Source organism: Amycolatopsis sp. cmx-11-32 (assembly GCF_047608695.1).
GTDB lineage: Bacteria > Actinomycetota > Actinomycetes > Mycobacteriales > Pseudonocardiaceae > Amycolatopsis.
In genome coordinates, this window is record NZ_JADNQN010000004.1 from 535,823 (window position 1) to 554,952 (window position 19,130).

Annotated in this window: 18 protein-coding genes; 14 read left to right on the forward strand and 4 right to left on the reverse strand. The window is 68.1% G+C overall.

The annotated features are described in order from the left end of the window. Window positions 1–3: 3 nt before the first annotated feature. From ACM6LR_RS14970 to ACM6LR_RS14990, 5 genes are all read left to right on the forward strand, one after another. Complete coding sequence (locus tag ACM6LR_RS14970; RefSeq protein ID WP_414939349.1) at window positions 4–1,314, forward strand: homoserine dehydrogenase; 1,311 nt, start codon at window positions 4–6, stop codon at window positions 1,312–1,314. Then, the gene (gene thrC, locus ACM6LR_RS14975) at window positions 1,311–2,372 is read left to right on the forward strand and encodes a threonine synthase (protein ID WP_414943971.1); all 1,062 of its coding nucleotides are present in this window, start codon (window positions 1,311–1,313) and stop codon (window positions 2,370–2,372) included. The genes ACM6LR_RS14970 and thrC overlap by 4 nt, the downstream gene beginning before the upstream one ends. Next, window positions 2,369–3,250, forward strand: coding sequence for a homoserine kinase (gene thrB / locus ACM6LR_RS14980; RefSeq protein ID WP_414943972.1), 882 nt, complete (start codon window positions 2,369–2,371; stop codon window positions 3,248–3,250). The genes thrC and thrB overlap by 4 nt, the downstream gene beginning before the upstream one ends. Window positions 3,251–3,691: 441 nt before the next feature. Continuing rightward, window positions 3,692–5,731, forward strand: coding sequence for a transcription termination factor Rho (gene rho / locus ACM6LR_RS14985; RefSeq protein ID WP_414943973.1), 2,040 nt, complete (start codon window positions 3,692–3,694; stop codon window positions 5,729–5,731). A 107-nt stretch (window positions 5,732–5,838) separates the two neighbouring features. Then, on the forward strand, window positions 5,839–6,387 hold the full coding sequence (locus ACM6LR_RS14990; RefSeq protein ID WP_414943974.1) for an AAA family ATPase: 549 nt from the start codon (window positions 5,839–5,841) through the stop codon (window positions 6,385–6,387). Window positions 6,388–6,468: 81 nt separating this feature from the next. Here ACM6LR_RS14990 and ACM6LR_RS14995 read toward each other — a convergent pair whose 3' ends face one another. Further along, window positions 6,469–7,014: a CHAP domain-containing protein gene (locus ACM6LR_RS14995; RefSeq protein WP_414939344.1), complete on the reverse strand. Its 546-nt coding sequence runs from the start codon at window positions 7,012–7,014 to the stop codon at window positions 6,469–6,471. Window positions 7,015–7,236: 222 nt separating this feature from the next. On the opposite strand from ACM6LR_RS14995, the gene rpmE reads away from it, so the two are divergent. The 3 genes from rpmE to ACM6LR_RS15010 all read left to right on the forward strand — a co-directional run bounded on the left by rpmE (window position 7,237) and on the right by ACM6LR_RS15010 (window position 9,011). Then, window positions 7,237–7,464 carry a 50S ribosomal protein L31 gene (gene rpmE / locus ACM6LR_RS15000; protein ID WP_414939343.1) on the forward strand — a complete coding sequence of 76 codons (228 nt, stop codon included), beginning with the start codon at window positions 7,237–7,239 and terminating at the stop codon, window positions 7,462–7,464. 92 nt (window positions 7,465–7,556) lie between these two features. Further along, entirely contained in the window at window positions 7,557–8,627 is a 1,071-nt protein-coding gene (prfA, locus tag ACM6LR_RS15005; protein WP_414939342.1) for a peptide chain release factor 1, read from the forward strand. A 6-nt stretch (window positions 8,628–8,633) separates the two neighbouring features. Next, window positions 8,634–9,011: an SCO4402 family protein gene (locus ACM6LR_RS15010; RefSeq protein ID WP_414939341.1), complete on the forward strand. Its 378-nt coding sequence runs from the start codon at window positions 8,634–8,636 to the stop codon at window positions 9,009–9,011. Window positions 9,012–9,085: 74 nt separating this feature from the next. On the opposite strand, the gene ACM6LR_RS15015 is transcribed toward ACM6LR_RS15010, so the two are convergent. The 3 genes from ACM6LR_RS15015 to ACM6LR_RS15025 form a co-directional block, all read right to left on the reverse strand. Further along, window positions 9,086–9,823: a hypothetical protein gene (locus tag ACM6LR_RS15015; RefSeq protein ID WP_414939340.1), complete on the reverse strand. Its 738-nt coding sequence runs from the start codon at window positions 9,821–9,823 to the stop codon at window positions 9,086–9,088. A gap of 565 nt (window positions 9,824–10,388) precedes the next feature. Continuing rightward, window positions 10,389–11,018 carry a hypothetical protein gene (locus ACM6LR_RS15020; protein WP_414943975.1) on the reverse strand — a complete coding sequence of 210 codons (630 nt, stop codon included), beginning with the start codon at window positions 11,016–11,018 and terminating at the stop codon, window positions 10,389–10,391. Window positions 11,019–11,329: 311 nt separating this feature from the next. Then, window positions 11,330–12,763, reverse strand: coding sequence for a hypothetical protein (locus ACM6LR_RS15025; protein WP_414943976.1), 1,434 nt, complete (start codon window positions 12,761–12,763; stop codon window positions 11,330–11,332). 385 nt (window positions 12,764–13,148) lie between these two features. Between ACM6LR_RS15025 and ACM6LR_RS15030 the strand changes: the two genes are divergently transcribed. The 6 genes from ACM6LR_RS15030 (at window position 13,149) to ACM6LR_RS15055 (ending at window position 19,072) form a co-directional block, all read left to right on the forward strand. After that, complete coding sequence (locus ACM6LR_RS15030) at window positions 13,149–13,292, forward strand: hypothetical protein (RefSeq protein WP_414939337.1); 144 nt, start codon at window positions 13,149–13,151, stop codon at window positions 13,290–13,292. Window positions 13,293–13,301: 9 nt separating this feature from the next. Beyond that, entirely contained in the window at window positions 13,302–13,850 is a 549-nt protein-coding gene (locus ACM6LR_RS15035; RefSeq protein ID WP_414939336.1) for an HD domain-containing protein, read from the forward strand. Between the two features lie 84 nt (window positions 13,851–13,934). Continuing rightward, the gene (gene prmC, locus ACM6LR_RS15040) at window positions 13,935–14,801 is read left to right on the forward strand and encodes a peptide chain release factor N(5)-glutamine methyltransferase (RefSeq protein ID WP_076162398.1); all 867 of its coding nucleotides are present in this window, start codon (window positions 13,935–13,937) and stop codon (window positions 14,799–14,801) included. Window positions 14,802–14,997: 196 nt separating this feature from the next. Further along, complete coding sequence (locus tag ACM6LR_RS15045; protein ID WP_414939335.1) at window positions 14,998–16,983, forward strand: M6 family metalloprotease domain-containing protein; 1,986 nt, start codon at window positions 14,998–15,000, stop codon at window positions 16,981–16,983. A gap of 187 nt (window positions 16,984–17,170) precedes the next feature. Further along, window positions 17,171–17,821, forward strand: coding sequence for an L-threonylcarbamoyladenylate synthase (locus ACM6LR_RS15050; protein ID WP_414943977.1), 651 nt, complete (start codon window positions 17,171–17,173; stop codon window positions 17,819–17,821). Window positions 17,822–17,920: 99 nt separating this feature from the next. Beyond that, the gene (locus ACM6LR_RS15055; protein ID WP_414939333.1) at window positions 17,921–19,072 is read left to right on the forward strand and encodes a glycosyltransferase family 4 protein; all 1,152 of its coding nucleotides are present in this window, start codon (window positions 17,921–17,923) and stop codon (window positions 19,070–19,072) included. The last annotated feature ends 58 nt before the right edge of the window (window positions 19,073–19,130 follow it).

The following is a 19,130-nucleotide window of genomic DNA, read 5'->3' on the forward strand; positions in this document are numbered from 1 at the left end:
CAAGTGTCTACTGTGGACGGACGCGTGATCAGGGTCGCCCTGCTCGGCTGTGGGACGGTCGGCGGTGAGGTCGTCCGGCTGCTCACCGAGCAGGCCGATGAGCTCGCCGCCAGGGCCGGCGCCAGGGTGGAGCTGGCAGGCATCGCGGTGCGGCGCCCCGACAAGCACCCCGAGCTGCCACCGGAGCTGGTGACCTCCGACGTGACGAAGCTCGTCACCTCCGACGACGTCGACGTGGTCGTCGAGCTGGTCGGCGGGATCGAGCCGGTGCGGCAGTGGCTGGTCGACGCGCTCAAGGCCGGAAAATCCGTTGTCACGGCCAATAAAGCGCTGATGGCCGAGCATGCCGCGGAGCTGTTCGAGGCCGCCGACGCGTCCGGCGTGGACCTGTACTTCGAGGCCGCCGTCGCCGGGGCGATCCCGTTGCTGCGCCCGCTGCGCGAATCGCTGGCGGGCGACCGCATCACCCGAGTGATGGGCATCGTCAACGGCACCACCAACTTCATCCTCTCCGCGATGGACCAGACCGGCGCGGGCTACGCGGAAACGCTGGAAGAGGCCAGCAGGCTCGGATACGCCGAGGCGGACCCGACGGCCGACGTCGACGGCTACGACGCCGCGTCCAAGGCCGCGATCCTCGCCTCGCTCGCGTTCCACACCCGTGTCACGGCCTCCGACGTGCATCGCGAGGGCATCGCCGACGTCACCGCGTCGGACCTCGCCGCGGCGAACGTGCTGGGCCGCACGGTGAAACTGCTCGCGATCTGCGAGCGCGTCACCTCCGACGACGGCGCCGAATCCGTCTCGGCGCGGGTGCATCCGGTGATGATCCCGCGCGGCCACCAGCTCGCCGGGGTCGGCGGGGCGTACAACGCCGTCTACGTCGAGGCCGACGCCGCCGGTGAGCTGATGTTCTACGGTCAGGGCGCCGGTGGCGCGCCGACCGCGAGTGCCGTGCTCGGCGACCTCGTCGCGGTGGCTCGAAACCGGGTCGTCGGCGGCCGTGGCCCGCGCGAATCCGCGCACGCCGCGCTCCCGGTCAGGCCGATGGGCCAGACGCCGACGCGCTACCACGTCAGTCTCGACGTGGCCGATCGAGCGGGCGTGCTCGCCCAGGTGGCCCAGGCGTTCGCCGGGCACGGTGTCAGCATCGCCGCGGTGCGGCAGCGGGACGCCAACGACACGGCCAGCCTGGTCGTCGTCACCCACCTGGCGCCGGACGCCGCTCTGCGGTCCACTGTGGACGACATTGCGAAGCTCGACGTGGTCAACCAGGTCGTCAGTGTGATGCGTGTGGAAGGCGAAGACCAGTGATTCCCCAACCATGGCCAGGAATCATCCAGGCCTATCCCGACCGGATCCCGGTCCCGCCCGGCGCGAAGGTGATCACCCTCGGCGAGGGCAACACCCCGTTGCTGCCCGCGGCGCACCTCTCGGAACTGACCGGCTGCGAGGTCTACCTCAAGGTCGAAGGCGTGAACCCGACCGGGTCGTTCAAGGACCGCGGGATGACCGTCGCCATCACGCACGCGCTCGCCAGCGGGCTGCAGGCGGTCATCTGCGCCTCCACCGGCAACACGTCGGCGTCGGCCGCCGCCTACGCGGCCCGTGCCGGGCTCACCTGCGCGGTGCTGGTGCCTCAGGGCAAGATCGCGATGGGCAAACTCGCTCAGGCCGTGCAGCACGGCGCGCGGATCCTGCAGGTGGACGGCAACTTCGACGACTGCCTCGAACTGGCGCAGAAGACCGCGATCGATTACCCGGTGACCTTGGTCAACTCGGTCAACCCGGTGCGTATCGCCGGTCAGAAGTCGGCCGCGTTCGAGATCTGCGACGTACTCGGCAAGGCGCCGGACATCCACTGTCTGCCGGTGGGCAACGCGGGCAACATCACCGCTTACTGGGCGGGATATTCCGAGTACGCCGGGGACGGTGTGGTGAAGAACACCCCGCGCATGTTCGGTTTCCAGGCGGCCGGTGCCGCGCCGCTCGTGCACGGCGAGCCGGTGGCCGATCCGGACACCATCGCGACCGCGATCCGCATCGGCAGCCCCGCGTCCTGGGACGGCGCGATGAAGGCGAAGAACGCCTCTTCCGGGCTGTTCGAGGCGATCACCGACGAGGAGATCCTCGAGGCGTATCGGCTGCTCGCCCGCAAGGAGGGCGTGTTCGTCGAGCCCGCTTCGGCGACCAGCGTCGCGGGCCTGCTCGCGACGGCCGCCGACGGACGCCTGCCGAAGGGCTCGACCGTTGTGTGCACCGTCACCGGACACGGCCTGAAGGACCCGGCCACGGCGCTGGAAGGCAACGTCGAGGTCGAACCGCTCGCCGTCGACCCGACCGCCGTCGCCGCGGCGCTGGACCTGCGATGACGCTGATCGAGGTCAAGGTCCCGGCGTCTTCGGCGAACCTCGGCCCGGGGTTCGACACGCTGGGACTGGCGCTGGCGCTCTACGACCGGGTCGAACTCCAGATCACCGACGCGGGGCTCAAGATCGAGGTGATCGACGTCGGCGCGGGCGACGTGGACGACGTCCCGACCGGCGAATCGCACCTGGTCGTCCGTGCTTTCCGGCGCGGCTGCGAGCACCTCGGCCTCCGGCCGCCGGGCCTGCACCTGCGCTGCTTCAACGCCATCCCGCACGCCCGCGGCCTCGGCTCGTCCGCGGCCGCCGTCGTGACCGGTGTCGCGGCGGCGTACGCGCTGGCTGAGAAGGCCCTGGACGACGACGCGCTGCAACTGGCGGCCGAGTTCGAAGGGCACGCCGACAACGCCGCGGCGAGCCTGCTGGGCGGCTTCGTGGTGGCCTGGAACGAGGGCGAGCGGTTCCGCGCCGAACGTCTCCAGCCGCACCACGACATCCGGCCCGTGGTCGCGATCCCGGCGTTGCGGTCCTCGACCGACGCGACGCGCGGACTGCTTCCCGCCCAGGTCCCGCACGCCGACGCGGCGTTCACGGCCGGCCGTGCGGCGCTCGCGGTGCACGCGCTCACCGCGCGCCCCGACCTGTTGCTCTCCGCTACCGAAGATCGGCTCCATCAGCATTACCGGGCGCCCGCGTACCCGGCGAGCAGCGAACTCGTGCGCGCCTTGAGGGCCGAAGGGGTGGCCGCGGCCATTTCCGGGGCCGGTCCGAGCGTGCTGGCGCTGACCACCGAAGGAATACTCCCGACGGGTGTCGACGTCACATCCTTCGACGTCACCGAGCTGCCGATCGATCCGGGTGGAGTTCAGGTTGCGGCTCAGTAAAGCCTCGGTCACAGGCGACGCCCCACGTCCCGCCACGCGGGGGGTGGTTGTTGCACCGGGCCGTGGTGCGGTCTACCCTCGGGGGCGTTCGATCACCGTGCGTTTCCGCACCCGGTGCCGGTCCAGGTGGACAGTGTCATCCTTGGCCCGCATCCTTCGTTGATCCGCCAGTTCCGTACACCGCCTGGCAAGCGGGAGTGGCGGAGGGACGCAGGCGGGTTCCCGGTTCCGGCGGTGCCGAATTCCGCTTCCTCCGTTTGGAGGACGCAAACCCCTGTGCAGGAGGCCTTTTCTTGGTCCTGTTGGAACAGCTCTGCTGTGTTCAATACGGCTGAGGAGCTGATCGCCCGTATCGGGGGCCAGATACGCCGTTTCGCAATCGGACGCGAACGGCGGTCCGCTGATCCACCTGGAGGCGTGGATCGGTCAGGAAGGACATTTGTGAGCAACACCGATCTTTTGAGCGACGTCGAAGGTGGCGCCGCCGAGTCGAACGGCGTCGTCGCTCCCAAGCGCACGGTCGGCGGATTGACCGGCAAGACCGTCGCCGAACTGCGCTCGATCGCTGGGGACCTTGGCATCGGCGAGACCACGGGTATGCGTAAGGGTGACCTGATCGCGGCTATCCGCGAGCGCCAGGGCAAGACCAAGCGCAAGTCCCCCGCCGCGGCGAGCGAAACGCTTCCGCTCGAGGGGATCGACGCGCCACGGAAGGCCCCCAAGGCCGAAGCACCCAAGGCGGAGGCCCCGAAGCAGGAGGCCCCGAAGGCCGAAGCGCCGAAGGCGGAAGCCGCCCCGGCCGAAGCCCCACGCGCCGAGAAGGCCGAAAAGGTCTCGGAGAACGGCTCCGCGCCCGCCGCCGAGCGGCCCGCGCAGCAGGAGAACCAGCAGGACGGCCAGTCGCAGCAGGAAGAGGGCGGCCGTAGCCGTCGTCGCCGCGGCTCCAACCGCGCCGCGGGTTCACCCGAGCAGGGTGGCCAGCAGCGTGACCGTGGTGAGCAGCGTGAGCGCGGCGAGCAGCGTGAGCGCGGCGAGCGGAACGAACGCGGCGACCGTGGTGAGCGTGGCGACCGCAACGAGCGCGGCGATCGTGGTGAGCAGGGCGGCAACCGCCAGGGCAACCGTGACGGCAACCGCGACAACCGCGGCCAGGACAACCGCCAGCGCAACCAGCAGGGCGGTGGCCAGGACAACAGCCAGCGTCAGGGCCAAGGTCAGCAGGCCGACGACGACGAGGAAGGCGGCCGTCGTGGCCGTCGCTTCCGCGACCGTCGCCGCCGGGGTGCCGGCGGTGGCCGTGAACAGGCCGGTTCGCCCGACACCGAGATCCGCGAGGACGACGTCCTGCTGCCCGTCGCGGGCATCCTGGACGTGCTCGACAACTACGCGTTCGTGCGTACCTCGGGCTACCTCGCCGGGCCGAACGACGTGTACGTCTCGCTTTCGCTGGTCCGCAGGTACGGCCTGCGCCGCGGTGACGCCATCACCGGTGTCGTGCGCCAGCCGCGGGACGGCGAGCAGCAGCGGCAGAAGTTCAACCCGCTGGTGCGCGTCGACTCGATCAACGGCCTGGAGCCGGACGAGGCGAAGCGGCGTCCCGAGTTCACCAAGCTGACCCCGCTGTACCCGAACGAGCGGCTGCGCCTCGAGACCGAGTCGCACAAGCTCACCACCCGCGTCATCGACCTGGTGATGCCGGTCGGCAAGGGGCAGCGTGCCCTGATCGTGTCTCCGCCGAAGGCGGGTAAGACCACGATCATGCAGGACATCGCGAACGCGATCTCCACGAACAACCCCGAGTGCCACCTGATGGTCGTCCTCGTCGACGAGCGTCCGGAAGAGGTCACCGACATGCAGCGGTCGGTGAAGGGTGAGGTCATCGCCTCCACCTTCGACCGTCCGCCGTCCGACCACACCTCGGTCGCGGAGCTGGCCATCGAGCGGGCGAAGCGCCTGGTCGAGATGGGACACGACGTCGTCGTGCTGCTCGACTCGATCACTCGTCTGGGTCGTGCGTACAACCTGGCGGCTCCGGCATCCGGCCGGATCCTCTCGGGTGGTGTCGACTCGACGGCGTTGTTCCCGCCGAAGCGTTTCCTCGGCGCGGCACGCAACATCGAGAACGGCGGCTCGCTGACGATCTTCGCCACGACGATGGTCGAGACCGGGTCCACCGGTGACACGGTCATCTTCGAGGAGTTCAAGGGCACCGCGAACGCGGACCTCAAGCTCGACCGGAAGATCGCCGAGCGGCGGGTGTTCCCCGCGGTGGACATCGCTCCGTCCGGTACCCGCAAGGAAGATCTGCTGCTTTCACCGGACGAGCTCGCGGTCATCCACAAGCTGCACCGGGTGCTGCACGCGCTGGACTCGCAGCAGGCCATCGACCTGCTGATCTCGCGTCTGCGCAAGACGAAGACCAACCTCGAGTTCCTCATGCAGGTCTCGAAGACGGCCCTCGGCTCGAACGACGACGACTGATCTTTCGGTCTCGAAGTACAGGAAGGCCCCCTTCCTTGCGCCAGGCGCAAGGAAGGGGGCCTTCCTGTACTTGAGATGCGGCGAGATCGCAGCCAGACAGGGGCGTTATGGGCTCGCTACCAGAGCGGATCGTCGTCTACGGCGTCACCGGTTCGGGGAAGACGACCCTGGCCCGGCGGCTGGCCGAGCGCACGGGTCTGCCGTGGCATTCGGTGGATGACGATCTCGCCTGGGAACCGGGCTGGATCGCCGTGGCCGACGAGGAACAGCGGCGCCGGATCGCGCGGTTGGTCGCCGAGGACCGCTGGGTCATCGATGGCATGTTCGCCAAATGGCGTGACATCGCAGTGCCCAGGGCCGAGCTGATCGTGGCGCTGGACTATCCGCGCTGGGTTTCGCTGAGCCGTCTGGTGCGCCGGACGGTGGTGCGCTGCGTCACCCGTCGCCCGGTCTGCAACGGCAACGTCGAAACGCTGCGGGGGATGTTCTCCGGCGACTCGATCATCGTGTGGCACTTCCGGTCCTTCGCCCGCAAACGGCGGACCCTCCGCGACTGGGACGCGGATCCCGGAGTGCCGGTGGTGCGGCTGACCTCGCCGCGCGCGACAAGGCGTTGGCTGGACGTCGCGGCCGCCGTTGAAACGCGGATCGTGTAGTGCCCCCCAATGTGGCATTGGAGACCCTCAACGTCCCCAATGCCACATCGGGGGCACTACACGACTCACGAGATCAGGTGCTCAGCGGTGCGGGACGGCGGCAGGAGTCCAGCCGCGGTAGTTGTTGAAGTAGTGCACGCTCGACGCGTGGCCGATCTTGCCGCCGATGCTGGAGGCGTAGATCCCGCCGGAACCGTCGGCGATGCCGACGTGCCCCCACTGGCTGATGTTCCAGTACACGAAGGAGCCCTTCGGCGGCGTTCCGGTCGTGTGCTTCGGGCTCGCGCCGTTCCAGTGGGCGTTGGCCGAGGCCCAGACGCCAGTGGTCCCGTACGCGTTCTCGACGGCCTTCTCGCAGAGGCCCTGGTACGCGGTGGAGCCGGCTTTGTTCTTGAACCACTGGACGGCACCGGCGGGCGTGCCGTCTCCGGCGCCCTGGATCGTGAGGTCTCCCTCGGGCACCGTGGTGAACGTGCCCGCCGCGGGGTTGATGTCGGCGGCGGTGATGGTGGCGCCCGCTTCGGGGGCGGCCGGAGCGGCCGCGGCGACCGGAGCCATGGCGAAAGCCGCGATGGCCAGCGCCGCGACGGACGCGGGCTTCGCCACCTTGGCGAGGATAGTGCGCATGATGCAAACCTCCCGTGGAGTATTTTCCAACAGGGGGACGGTCTCGTGAACGAGTACAAATTTCGTACAACTCGGTGTCGATGGTTGACTACTCCACGTGTCGGAATATGCCGGGGGAGGGGTGCGTTAACCCCACTGCCAGCGCATCTGGCAAACTCATCCGCTGAAGTCCGGCACCGGTTCACCCCGCTCGGGGACCCGGGGCCAACGAGAGAGGACACCATGAAAAGCGGTATTCACCCCGAGTACGTGGTCACGGACGTGAACTGCGACTGCGGTAACACCTTCACCACGCGCAGCACCAAGACCTCCGGCAACCTCCACGTCGAGATCTGCTCCAACTGCCACCCGTTCTACACCGGCAAGCAGAAGCTCATGGACACCGGCGGCCGCGTCGCGCGCTTCGAGGCTCGCTACGGCAAGCGCAAAAAGGCCGAAGACGCCAAGTAGCTTGAACGACGGCGCCTACCCGCATGTCCGGGTAGGCGCCGTTTTCGTGGTGTTGCAGCCTTGGTTGGCCCGGGCAGTTGAGAGGTGGAGTGGTGGATTCGAGTTCACTAAGGGGTCTGCTCGAAGAGCACGCCCAGCTGGAAGAGCAGCTGGCCGATCCGTCCGTGCACGCCGATCAGACACGCGCGCGCAAGCTCGGCCGCCGATATGCGGAGCTGAGCCCGGTCGTCAAGACGGTCCGAGAGCTCGACGCCGCCCGCGACGACCTCGAGACGGCGAAGGAGCTGGTGTCGGAAGACGCGACCTTCGCGGCCGAGGCTGAGGAGATCTCCGCCAAGATCCCCGTGCTCGAGGCCAAGCTCACCGAACTGCTCCTGCCGCGCGACCCGTACGACGGCTCCGACGTGGTCATGGAGATCAAATCGGGTGAAGGTGGCGAGGAGTCGGCGCTGTTCGCCGGCGACCTGCTGCGCATGTACCTGCGCTACGCCGAGCGTCACGGCTGGAAGGCCGAAGTGCTCGACTCTGTCGACTCGGACCTCGGCGGCTTCAAGGACGTCACCGTGTCCATCAAGAGCCGTTCGGCCGCCATCGACGGCGTTTGGGCGCGGTTGAAGTTCGAGGGCGGGGTGCACCGCGTGCAGCGCGTGCCGGCCACCGAATCGCAGGGCCGCATCCACACTTCCGCGTCCGGCGTGCTCATCTACCCCGAACCCGAGGACGTCGAGGTCGAGATCGACCCGAACGACCTGCGGATCGACGTCTACCGCTCGTCCGGCCCCGGCGGCCAGAGCGTGAACACGACCGACTCGGCCGTGCGCATCACGCACCTCCCGACCGGCGTGGTCGTCTCGTGTCAGAACGAGAAGTCGCAGATCCAGAACCGCGCCCGCGCCCTGCAGGTGCTGCAGGCCCGCCTCCAGGCGATCGCCGAGGAAGAGGCCGCCACGAAGGCATCGGACGCCCGCCGCTCGCAGATCCGCACCGTCGACCGCTCTGAGCGGGTCCGCACCTACAACTTCGCCGAGAACCGCATCGCCGACCACCGGGTGAACTACAAGGCGTACAACCTGGACCAGGTCCTCGACGGCGACCTCGACGGCGTGCTGGACGCGCTCATCACCGCGGACCGCGAAGAGCGACTGGCCGAACACGCGGGCTGACGGCCAGTGTCGGACGACAGTGTCGCGTACCCGGCGATGCGGGAGATGGTCGCGAGGGCCGTCGAGGCGTTCTCGGATGTCGATTACCAAGGGCGAGAGTGGGTCCGGGGAGAGAGTCGGCCCGCGCGCCTGGACAACTTCACGACGCAGCTGAACGCACTGGACGATGTCCAAATGCTCGAAGCGCCGGAAAACACCATCGGCGACATTTTGCGTGACGAGCGTGAGGTGGCGGTCTTCGGTCCGCTGAGCGACGCTTTCGAGAACCTGTTCGGCAAGCTGGGCACGAAGCTGTCGGACGAGGAATACCTGAATTCGGCCGAATGGCCTCAGGTGGTGGCCGCGGCCAAGGCCGCCTTGGCGGTCCTCTCGGAAACCAGGTAGCCGGACGGCTGGTGTCGCGTGACCGGGTGTTGCCTGCCGAAGGATGGCGCCAGGCAGGCACGATCACGGCACAGCTAGCCCGGTTCGGTGGCGAACGGGTCGTCCTCCAGTCCGGTGTGGATGGCCCGGACGGACATGCCCACGTGGGAGAGCCGCTCGGTCACCTCGTTCGTGACCCGGCGGAGCGCCTCTTCGCCACTTTCCCCGGCGACGGCAGGGAAAGCCGACAGCAGCACCGCTTCGCAGGGCCCCGCGTCCGTGCTGATCCGGACCAGCGACGCCGAAAGGTCGGTCGCGGGCCCGCCGCACAGGTCCACGGCCAGCCGTAGGTCGCCGGTGGGGACGTAAAGATGCACCCGCGAAATGACATCTGTTTCCTCACGCGGGGTGAAATCGTGCCGGGGGACGTACGCCGGTTCGCGCGGATCGGTGCCGCCGACGGCCGCCATCAGTGAATAAAGCGTGTATCCGTCGGCTTGGGTGTCGTAGGCGTCGTAGCTTCCGTAATGGCCGGTCTCCGGCGTGCCGCGGATTTCGAAGAATTCCGCATTCAGGCCGAAGTGGAAAAGCGCCGGTACCGCGGCCCGGTGCAGCGTCTCGGCGGGTTCCTCGCCGTTCGCCGGAGGCGTGCGATAGCCGACGGAGACTGAGTAGCCCTTCCAGTCGCCTTCGGGGTCCGCACGGCAAATCTCCAGCTCGGTGGCTTCGAACTCACCGATGAGACGTTCGCCCAGCGCGGTGGCGGCGGCGAAATCGCCGGTTTCGATATTCGCGGATATCCGCGTGACGACTTCCGTTTCCCGGAGATCCATGACTATTTCGCTGGCCCTTCGGCGAGTGCGGGTGTGCCAAGCCTACGCGGACTGCACGTCGGGTGGAACGACACCCGTCCTGTGAGGGTGCTCGAGGACACGCGTTTTGTGGCGTGGCGTCATATGTGGTCGCGAGGTTTTCTCCAGCGGTGAAACTTTCGCAGGAATCAATACGTCGGCCGGCAGATGCGCGTCGAGCATCTGCCGGCCGACGTCGGCGCCGCGAAGTCGGGTCTTAGGCGAACGTAGGCCCGGCATGACACCTACTGGTCAGAGCCAGGACCTCGGCGCCGGACCGTTGTCGAAGCGCCCTTCGTTGAGTTGCTTCTGGAAGTACTCGTCCATATAAGTCGCCCGATAGGTTCCGTCCAGGAGGCCGACAGCCTTCGCTTCGGCCTTGCCAAGAAGGCGAAATGGTCCTTCGAGAGGTCCTGCACCGCCGTACTCACCGAACCGATGGCCCGAGCCCGTCACGGCATTCCAATAGACCTAGGGTGGATCAGGGAACGATTCGAGGAGCGCCGGGTAGTTTCCGACAATCGGCCGAGTACTGTTCCTGATCAACCTATGGCCAGTGTAGATCGGAATGTGTCGAGCGCGATGGCACCGACGTCGCCGACCTGCGGTCGAGAGGAGACGCCTGCCAGTAGCCCGACGGCAAGGCCCATGGTGTCAGCCCCGAGTGCAACCGCCAAGTGATGCCCTCGCGGCTCCGCGGGGATCGCGACGACGTCGCCGACCTGCGGCTGTGCGTTCTTCGTCGCAGGTTAAGGACAAAGCCTGAATGTTCTCGACCCGCGATGTCGGCGAAGGGACGGTTACTGGCCTCAAGCACCTCGAGGATGCGGCTCGCGAGGTTTTCGGTCGACATCGTCTGGGGGCTACCTGCACTACTCCGGTCGATGAGAAGTGTCAGGAACGCGCTTGCCACGCTGAAGGTGTTGTCGTTGAGCGAAACGACCCTGTCTGAAGGCTCAGCTTTGTACCAACTGTTGTCCTTCTTCTTCGCCTTCATCAGAAGCGGAAAGGAAGCATCAGCAAGAGTGCTGTCTCCTGGCTGAACCGACATACTCAGGATTTCGAGGAATTCTCCGAGTGTCGGTTCTCCGTCCATCTCTTCGGCGAACGCCTCGAAGACATGATCCAGTGACTCCAGGGCGGCTCGCAGATCGTTCGCTGCCAGCGGCGGGTTCACGGGCAGCTCCCGCCTCGCAGCTGCTTAAGCCGCGCCTCGTGGCCTTCATACTCCGGCATGCTGCGCTCAGCGAGTGGGTTCTGGCGGTTGCCGCGAAAGTCCCCTTCCCTGCGGCCGATGTAGGTCTTGTTTTCTTGGCTGAGTCGATGCTCCAGCAAACGGCCTCCCCGTACGTCCGCTGTTCGGAATGGGATCCAAGTAGTCGCCATCGTCCTTGTTGAACCGTCTGGGACAACCTCGTCCACTCAGTCGGTCGAAGTGGACTGCGATACGACCGGAACCCCGAGAACGCACAAACCTGCGGATGAGCGTCAGCCGGAGATGGACGCCGTCTCCGGCTCGTGTTCCTCGGCGACCGGCACCTCTTCCTGGCGCCGAGGCAGGAACGAGAGTGCGGCGAAGGCGGCGGCGAGCAGGGTCGGGTAGATCGTCAGCTGCTGGTGCTTGACGTTCTCGATGCCTTCCGCGAGACCGGAGACCAGGAGCTGGCCCATCGCGAAGAGCAGGAACATGAGCACCACGATGCCGACGTCGCGGCGCCCGGCGCGATTACGGAAGGCTCGCAGCCCGGCCCAGCCGATGAGCAGCCAGATCGGCAGCAGGGCGAACAGCCCCAGCGGCGCGATCGAGCCGGTGATCCCGGACAGCACCGGGATCCGGTACTCCTTGGCGAGCGGTGGCTGCCCGGCGTGCTCGCCGAAGCTGCCGAGGTTCGGCACCCGTGCGGTCAGCGTCTCCTGCGCGGACCTGTGCAGCATCTCGACCACCCGTCCCGGGTGATCGAGGTAGTACTGGGCGACGTTGCGGCGGCTGATCTTGTCGCGGTACTGGGCGTATTCGGGGTCGCGCCACGCTGCGTTCGCGCTCCACCAGCCTGTGCCGACGTACCGGGCGAACTCCGGCGGGAGGCCCAGCGCGGCGAGGTCAGCGGTGGTGTCGTGGTTTCCGTCCACGATCCCGTTGAACACGACGTGGTACATATTGGCCTCGCGGTACTCAGCGTTGGCCGAGTCGCCCGCGCCCTGCACCAGCGCGGTACCCGTGCCGACGACGGCGAGCACGGCCAGCGGCAACGCCCACCGGGCGAGACCGCGGCTGCCCGCCGGGCGGACGAACAGCAGCGCGAGCGCGAACAGCGGGATCAGCAGCAGCGTCTGCGACTTCGCGTTGATGCCGATCATCGCGCCGAGCACGGTGACCGCGGCGCCGGTGTAGCGCCACGGCCCGGTGCGGTGCATCAGCAGGAGCCCGCCGGCGAGCAGGAGCATCCCGACGAACGCGGCGCCCTCGCTCAGCACGGAGGCGAAGTACCCGAAGAAGGCCGAGTCCGCGGCGACCAGCAGCAGCGCGGCCGTGGCGATGACGCTGTTCCGGACCGAGAGGCGCAGGCCGACGACGATCGCGGCGATCCCGCCCGCGACCAGCAGACAGCCCAGCACGCCCAGCACCAGCAGGTTCAGGATCGCCGACGAGCCGAGCAGCTGCCCGACCTCGCTGGCGATCTTGTCGATCCAGCTCTGGCTGGAGATGTAATCGCTGTTGCAGGCCGGGGCGGGGCCGTAGGAGAAGCGGACGAAGTATTCCGAAGGCCGGTTCAGCTCGCGGGCGCCGAGCTGGCACAGGATGCGCCAGCCGTCGCCGTTGTCCGCCATGCCGATCGGGCGCGGAACCAGGAAACGGACGAGTAGGACCCCGAGTGCGGCTAGAAATACGCCTGAGGTCAGTCGGATTTCCCAGGTCTTCACCCGCGTCACCTTAGAAGATTCCGGAGGGTGATCAGTTCGTGCCCTCTCCAACGCTTGAGGAGAGGAACTTCTGGATCACGCCGAGCCATTCGTCGCGGGCCTCGACGCCGATGCCGTTGCTTCTCACCAGTGGCGGCGAAGATGAGGAACTTCGCCAACAGTCGCCGGACGCCGCCCAGCGAGAGCCGGTTGTCCGGTTTCGTGAACCCGGGGTGCCGGGTCGCGGCGCGAACTGCGGCTCCGGTGCCGGGTGCGGGCGAGGCCATCGAGGGTGAAGGTCAAGCACACCGCACCTTCACGACGACGCGGCCATCACCGTGAGGCAGATCCGCGCGCTGCTCACGGCCGGGCTGGCCACGCAGGTCATCGTCATGGTGCGCCGTGCGTGAACGGCGAACTGCCGCAACTCGACCTGTGCCCGACGGTCGTGGCGGAGATCCGGCGCGAACTGGCCGAGATGGACGACCACATCGACACGCTCAGGCGGCGTCGCGGGACACTGGCCGGATATCTCACCGTCGACGCGTAGGGGAGCAGCGTGGAAGCCCTGGCCAGGTTCGGGTTCGAACTGGGTGTGCTCAAACGGATCCGGCGGGCCGGGTGGTGGCAGGCGGGGGTCCGTGATCCCGAATCGGTCGCCGAGCACACCACGCGGGTCGCGCAGCTGGCAGGCCTGCTGGCGGCCGAGGGCGGCGCCGACCCGGCGAAGGCGGCGTACCTCGCGCTCTGGCACGACACGCAGGAGACGCGGACCGGGGACCTCCCGCATACGATCAAGGGTTTCGTCGAGAAGCCGGACCCGCGAGCGATCACCGCCGCGCAGACGTCGGCACTTCCCGGCGCCGCGCGCGACTCGGTGCGCGAGGCCGTCGACGAATACGAGACCGCGAAGAGCCCGGAGGCGCTCTACGCACGCGACGCGGACAAACTCGAGATGCTGCTCCAGGCCGTCGAGTACCGCGATATCGGCGTACAGAACGTCGACGAGTGGATCGCTTCGGCGACGAAGAGCCTTCAGACCGACCTCGCGCGGCGAGTGGCCGAAGCGGCGCTGACGTTGTCGTCACTCTCGTGGCGGGTGCGCTGAAAGGAATCGATACCCTGAGCCCGCGTGTATCGACCGCGGCACGCGTGCCTCGTATGTCAGGCTTGACCCTGTGAAGGAACACCAGTGAACCGGCAGCCGTTGCGCCTCGCCATCATGGAAGCGACCCGCATTCTCACCGAGGCCGGGGTGGCGTCACCCCGCTCGGACGCGGAGATCATCGCCTCCCATGTCCTCGGCGTCGAACGTGGCCGCCTGCCGATGGTGCCGCTGGTGGACCCGCCGGTCATCGACGCGATCGGCCAGCTCGTGAACCAGCGGGCCAAGCGGATCCCGCTGCAGTACCTCACCGGCTGGGCCGCGCTCGGCGACATCACGGTCAACGTCGGCGCCGGGGTGTTCGTCCCGCGGCCGGAGACCGAACTGCTCCTGGAATGGGGTCTCAAACTGCTGCACGGACGCGAGTACCCGGTGGTGGTCGACCTGTGCACCGGCTCGGGCGCGCTGGCGCTGGCCGTGCAGCACGCGCGGCCGGACGCCGTCGTCTACGCCGTCGACATCGACGCGCAGGCGCTCGCCTGGGCCCGGCACAACGCCGACGTCCACGCCGACGCGGGGGACACACCCATCCGGCTGTACTCCGGCGACGTCGCCGACAGCACGATGTTCGCCGAACTCGACGGGCTCGTCGACCTGGTCCTGTGCAACCCGCCGTACGTGCCCGAAGGCACGCCGGTGCCCGCCGAGGTCGCCGAGCACGACCCGGCGCGGGCGGTGTTCGCGGAGGAGAGCGGCCTGGCGGTGATCCGGCACGCGATCGCCGCCGCCGCGCGGCTGCTGCGGCCCACCGGCGGGATGGCGATCGAGCACGACGACACGCACGGCTCCGCCGTCCCGGCGCTGGTGCGGGCGCGCCGGGTGCTGACCGACGTCCGGGGGCACCTCGACCTCGCCGGTCGCCCGCGTTTCGTCACCGCCCTGCGCGTCTCCTGACACCCGTCTCTCCCGCGGTTAGTCCTCTAGTTGCGGTACTTGCACGTGCAAGTACCGCAACTAGAGGACTAAACACGGGAGAGGGGCCGCCGGATGGTTAGCGGGACTCACGACTTCCGGCGGTGCCCAGGGCAAAGCCCACCTCCTACCGTCGATCACGGCCGCCTCATCGGCGGTCCGACTGGGAGGTACCCCGATGCGATCGTCTCTCCGACGAGCTCCACTCAAAACACTCGCCGTCCTCGCCGCCGTCACCCTGTTGCCCGCTTTGGTCGCCCAGCCCGCGTCCGCCGCGGTGCCGGTGAAGGGCTGGCCCGCCCCCATCGACGGGTCGACCTGGGAGAACCAGGACCACATGACGTGGGACGACTACCGCAAGCCGCCCGGCACCAACTGGGCCGATCCCGCGCTGAAGCCGACCAAGCGGACGTTCAAGGGCGCCGTGGTGCTCGCGGACTACCCGGACCAGGAGTTCGCCGTCACGCAGGCCCCGCATTCGACGGTGTTCGGCAACCCCGGCCCCGCCGCCAGCAACATCCCCCGCGCGAACGTGGCGAAGTTCTACCAGGACTTCCTCAACAAGCCCCAGGCGCTCAACCAGGGGCATACGATCAACGAGTACTGGATGGAGGACTCCGGCGGCAGGATGGGCGTCGAACTGACCGCGTTCGGACCGTACCGGCTGCCCGGCAAGTCCTTCGAATACGGCATGGAGTTCCAGCCGGACGCGTGTCCGCCTGCCGCGAACTGCAAGCGTGACCTGCGCGCCGACGCGGGCGCCGCCTGGCGGGCGGACGTGGGTGACGTCTCCAAGCAGTTCGACTTCATCTTCTATCTTTCCGCGGGCCAGGACGAGAGCGCGACCTGGCAGGAATTCGGCGTGATGAAATTCGGTGAGCCGGGGAACGTGCCCGACGAGTTCGGTCCCGGTGTCGCGGGAATGCCGAACGCCGCATCCACCCGCTACGTCCCGTGGACTTCGTGGAAATCCGCGGCGAGCATCTGGCCGAACGCGGTCACCGGTTCCTCGACCCAGGCGGAAAGCTCGGGTCAGGCGGTTTACGCGCACGAATTGAGCCACATCCTCGGCATCGGCGACAACTACAACAACCCGTTCGGCACTCCGCCGTCCAGGACCTACACCGGTCCGTGGGAGATGATGTCGCGCGGCAGCTTCAACGGCCCCGGCGGACCGCACACCCGCTGGCAGATCCCGGCGACGCAGGGCGGCTCGATGGGATCGCACCACATGCTGCGCACCAAGATGAAGCTCGACATCATCGACCCCGAAGACGTGCTCAAACTCGACCGGAACCAGCTCGCCAAGACCGGCCCGGTCTCGACGCGGATCACGGCGCGTTCGGTCCTGCCGGGACAGGGCGCCTACAGCGGAATCAACATCGCGCTCAGCGGCGGGGACCTTTCGCCGAAATGCGATCGCTCGAAGGATCCCTTCTGCGACGGCGGCGGCTACCACAACTACACCGTCGAGGTCGTCGATCGGATGGGCAGTGATTCCTTCGCTCCCGATTCCGGCGTTCTCATCGCGAAAACGAAGAACCAGGACAACGCGCCGTTCGAATGGATCGTCGACGCGCATCCGGCCGACATCGGCATGACCGACTACAAGAAGCCGGACGGCACCCCGGTCCCGATCCCCATCGGCGACTACCGCCAGCTCAACGACGCCGCGTTCAAGGCGGGCACCGGCTCGGCGAGCAAGTACGAGTACACCGACGAGGCGAACCGGCTGAAGTTCCTGGTCTCGGACGTCGAGCGCGACCGCAAGGGCGTGCTGTCCTACGTCGTCACGGTGGCCTCGCTCGACGGCGCCGGCTCGCAGGCCAGGGGCGTTTCGCTGTGGCCGTCGATCCCGGCGTTCGCCAAGCAGGGGATCGCGACCTGCTCGTTCCCGGTGTTCAACACGGGCAACGCGAAGGGCTCGGCCGCGCCGTACAACACCGACACCTACCGCCTGAGCGCGTCCACCACGGCGAAGGGCTGGGAGGTCCGGCTGCCGAACGAGCTGTCCACCGTCCCGTTCGGCGGGCGGTCGTCGGCGACGGCGCACGCCAAACGGGCCGGGGGCGGTGACCACGTCGCGCAGATCAAGCTGACCGCGACGTCGATCGCCGATCCGGGCAAGACGGCGACGTCGTTCTGTACCGCTTTCGCCTTCTAGAGGGGCTGAAGGGGACTTTCCCCGCATCTCACGCGGTGAAGGGAGCTTTCCCCGCATGCCATGCGGGGAAAGCTCCCTTCAGCCGCCTCTAACGACTCAACTGACCTGCGAGACGCGAAGGCCTCTTTTCGTGCGTCTAGCGCACCTTCGCGAGCCCCCGAATAGCGCAGGACTACGCTCATCTGCCATGAGCGCGGTGTACGACTGCAGCAAGCGTGAATCACGGGCCGACGGGCTCGCCGCGGCGGCGAGCGCGGTCCGCTCCAGCCGTCTCGTCGTCCTGCCGACCGACACGGTCTACGGCATCGGCGCGGACGCCTTCGACAGCGGCGCCGTCCAGTCACTCCTGCGGGCCAAAAACCGCGGCCCGGACATGCCGGTCGGTGTCCTCGTCGGCTCCTGGTCCACTGTGGACGGGCTGGTGCTCGGCACGCCGCCGGCGGCCCGCGCGCTCATCGAGGCCTTCTGGCCCGGCGATCTCTCCATCGTCCTGCCGCACGCGCCGAGCCTGCAGTGGGACCTGGGCCAGTCACGCGGAACGGTGATGCTGCGCATGCCGCTGCACCCGGTCGCGCTGGAACTGCTGCGTGACGTCGGCCCGATGGCCGTCTCCAGTGCCAACGTCTCCGGTCAGCCACCGGCGTCGAACGCACAGGAAGCCGTCGACCAATTGGGCGACAGCGTCGCGATCTACCTCGACGGCGGGTCCACAGGCGACCCCGTTCCGTCCTCGATGGTCGATCTCACCGGCGACGACCCGGTCATCCTGCGGGAGGGCGCGGTCAGCCGCGCCGCGATCGCGGAAGTACTGGGAGTGCCCGCGGAGTCACTCGCTTAGGACACGGCCTGATCCCCGAGTCCTAGTACCGTCCGCCGCCGTATCCCCCTGGCGCGGTAGCGTGTTCGAGTGACTTGGACCTCGGCGGCGTAACGCACCATGCCTCCTACGCAAGGCCTCCCGATCCGGGAGTACATCCTCGTCGCCCTCACCGCGGCGGCCGTTACCTTCCTGCTCACCGGAGTCGTGCGGCGGTTCGCCATCCGGATCGGCGCGATCGCGAACCCGCGGGCCCGCGACGTCCACGTCACGCCGATCCCGCGCATGGGCGGCATCGGCATCTTCCTGGGCGTCGCAGCGGCGATGGGGCTCGCGCACCAGCTGCCCGCGCTGAGCCGCGGCTTCGACTTCTCCTTCGACTCGCTGGGCGTCCTGCTCGCCGCGGGCGTGATCTCCCTGATCGGCGCGCTCGACGACCGGTTCGAACTGGACGCCTGGACGAAGCTGGCCGGTCAGGTCATGTGCGCCGGGATCCTGGTGATCTTCGGCGTGCAATGGGTGTCGTTCTGGGTGCCGTGGGGCGGCGGGAGCGATTCCTTCGGCCAGGTCCTGGTGCTGGACAAGAACCAGGGCGCGCTGCTGACCGTCGTCCTGGTGGTCGTGATGGTCAACGCGATGAACTTCGTCGACGGCCTCGACGGGCTCGCCGGCGGCCTCGGCTTCATCGCCGCCGCGGCGACCTGCTCGTTCTCCCTCGGCCTGCTCGACTCCTCGGGTGGCGACGTCGGCGCGTACCCGCCCGCCCTCATCGCGGCCACGCTCGCCGGGGCCTGTCTTGGCTTCCTGCCGTACAACTTCCAGCCCGCGAAGATCTTCATGGGCGACTCGGGCTCGATGATGATCGGCCTCATGCTGGCCGGTGCGACGACGTCCGCGTCGGGCCGGGTGCCGTACCCGCAGTTCAGTGGTAAGGACGCGCTCGCGCTGCTGTCCCCGCTCGTGGTGGTCGCCGCGGTGCTGTTCGTGCCGCTGCTCGACTTGATCATGGCGGTCATCCGCCGCACCCGCCGCGGCGAAAGCCCGTTCGCCGCGGACAAGATGCACCTGCACCACCGCCTGCTGGAGATCGGCCACTCGCAGCGCCGCGCGGTGCTGCTCATCTACTTGTGGGCGGGTCTGCTCGCGTTCGGCGCCGTCTCGGTGACGTTGTTCGACGACGCCGCGGTTTTCTGGATCGTCGGATTCGGTTTCCTGCTGGCGACCCTGGTGTCGGTCGTCCCCAGGCTGCGGTCGCGGAACCGGACCGCCTGAACGGCGGAAAGCAGACTGCCTGAAAGACGGGATCGGCGCGGGCCTACACTTCTCGGCT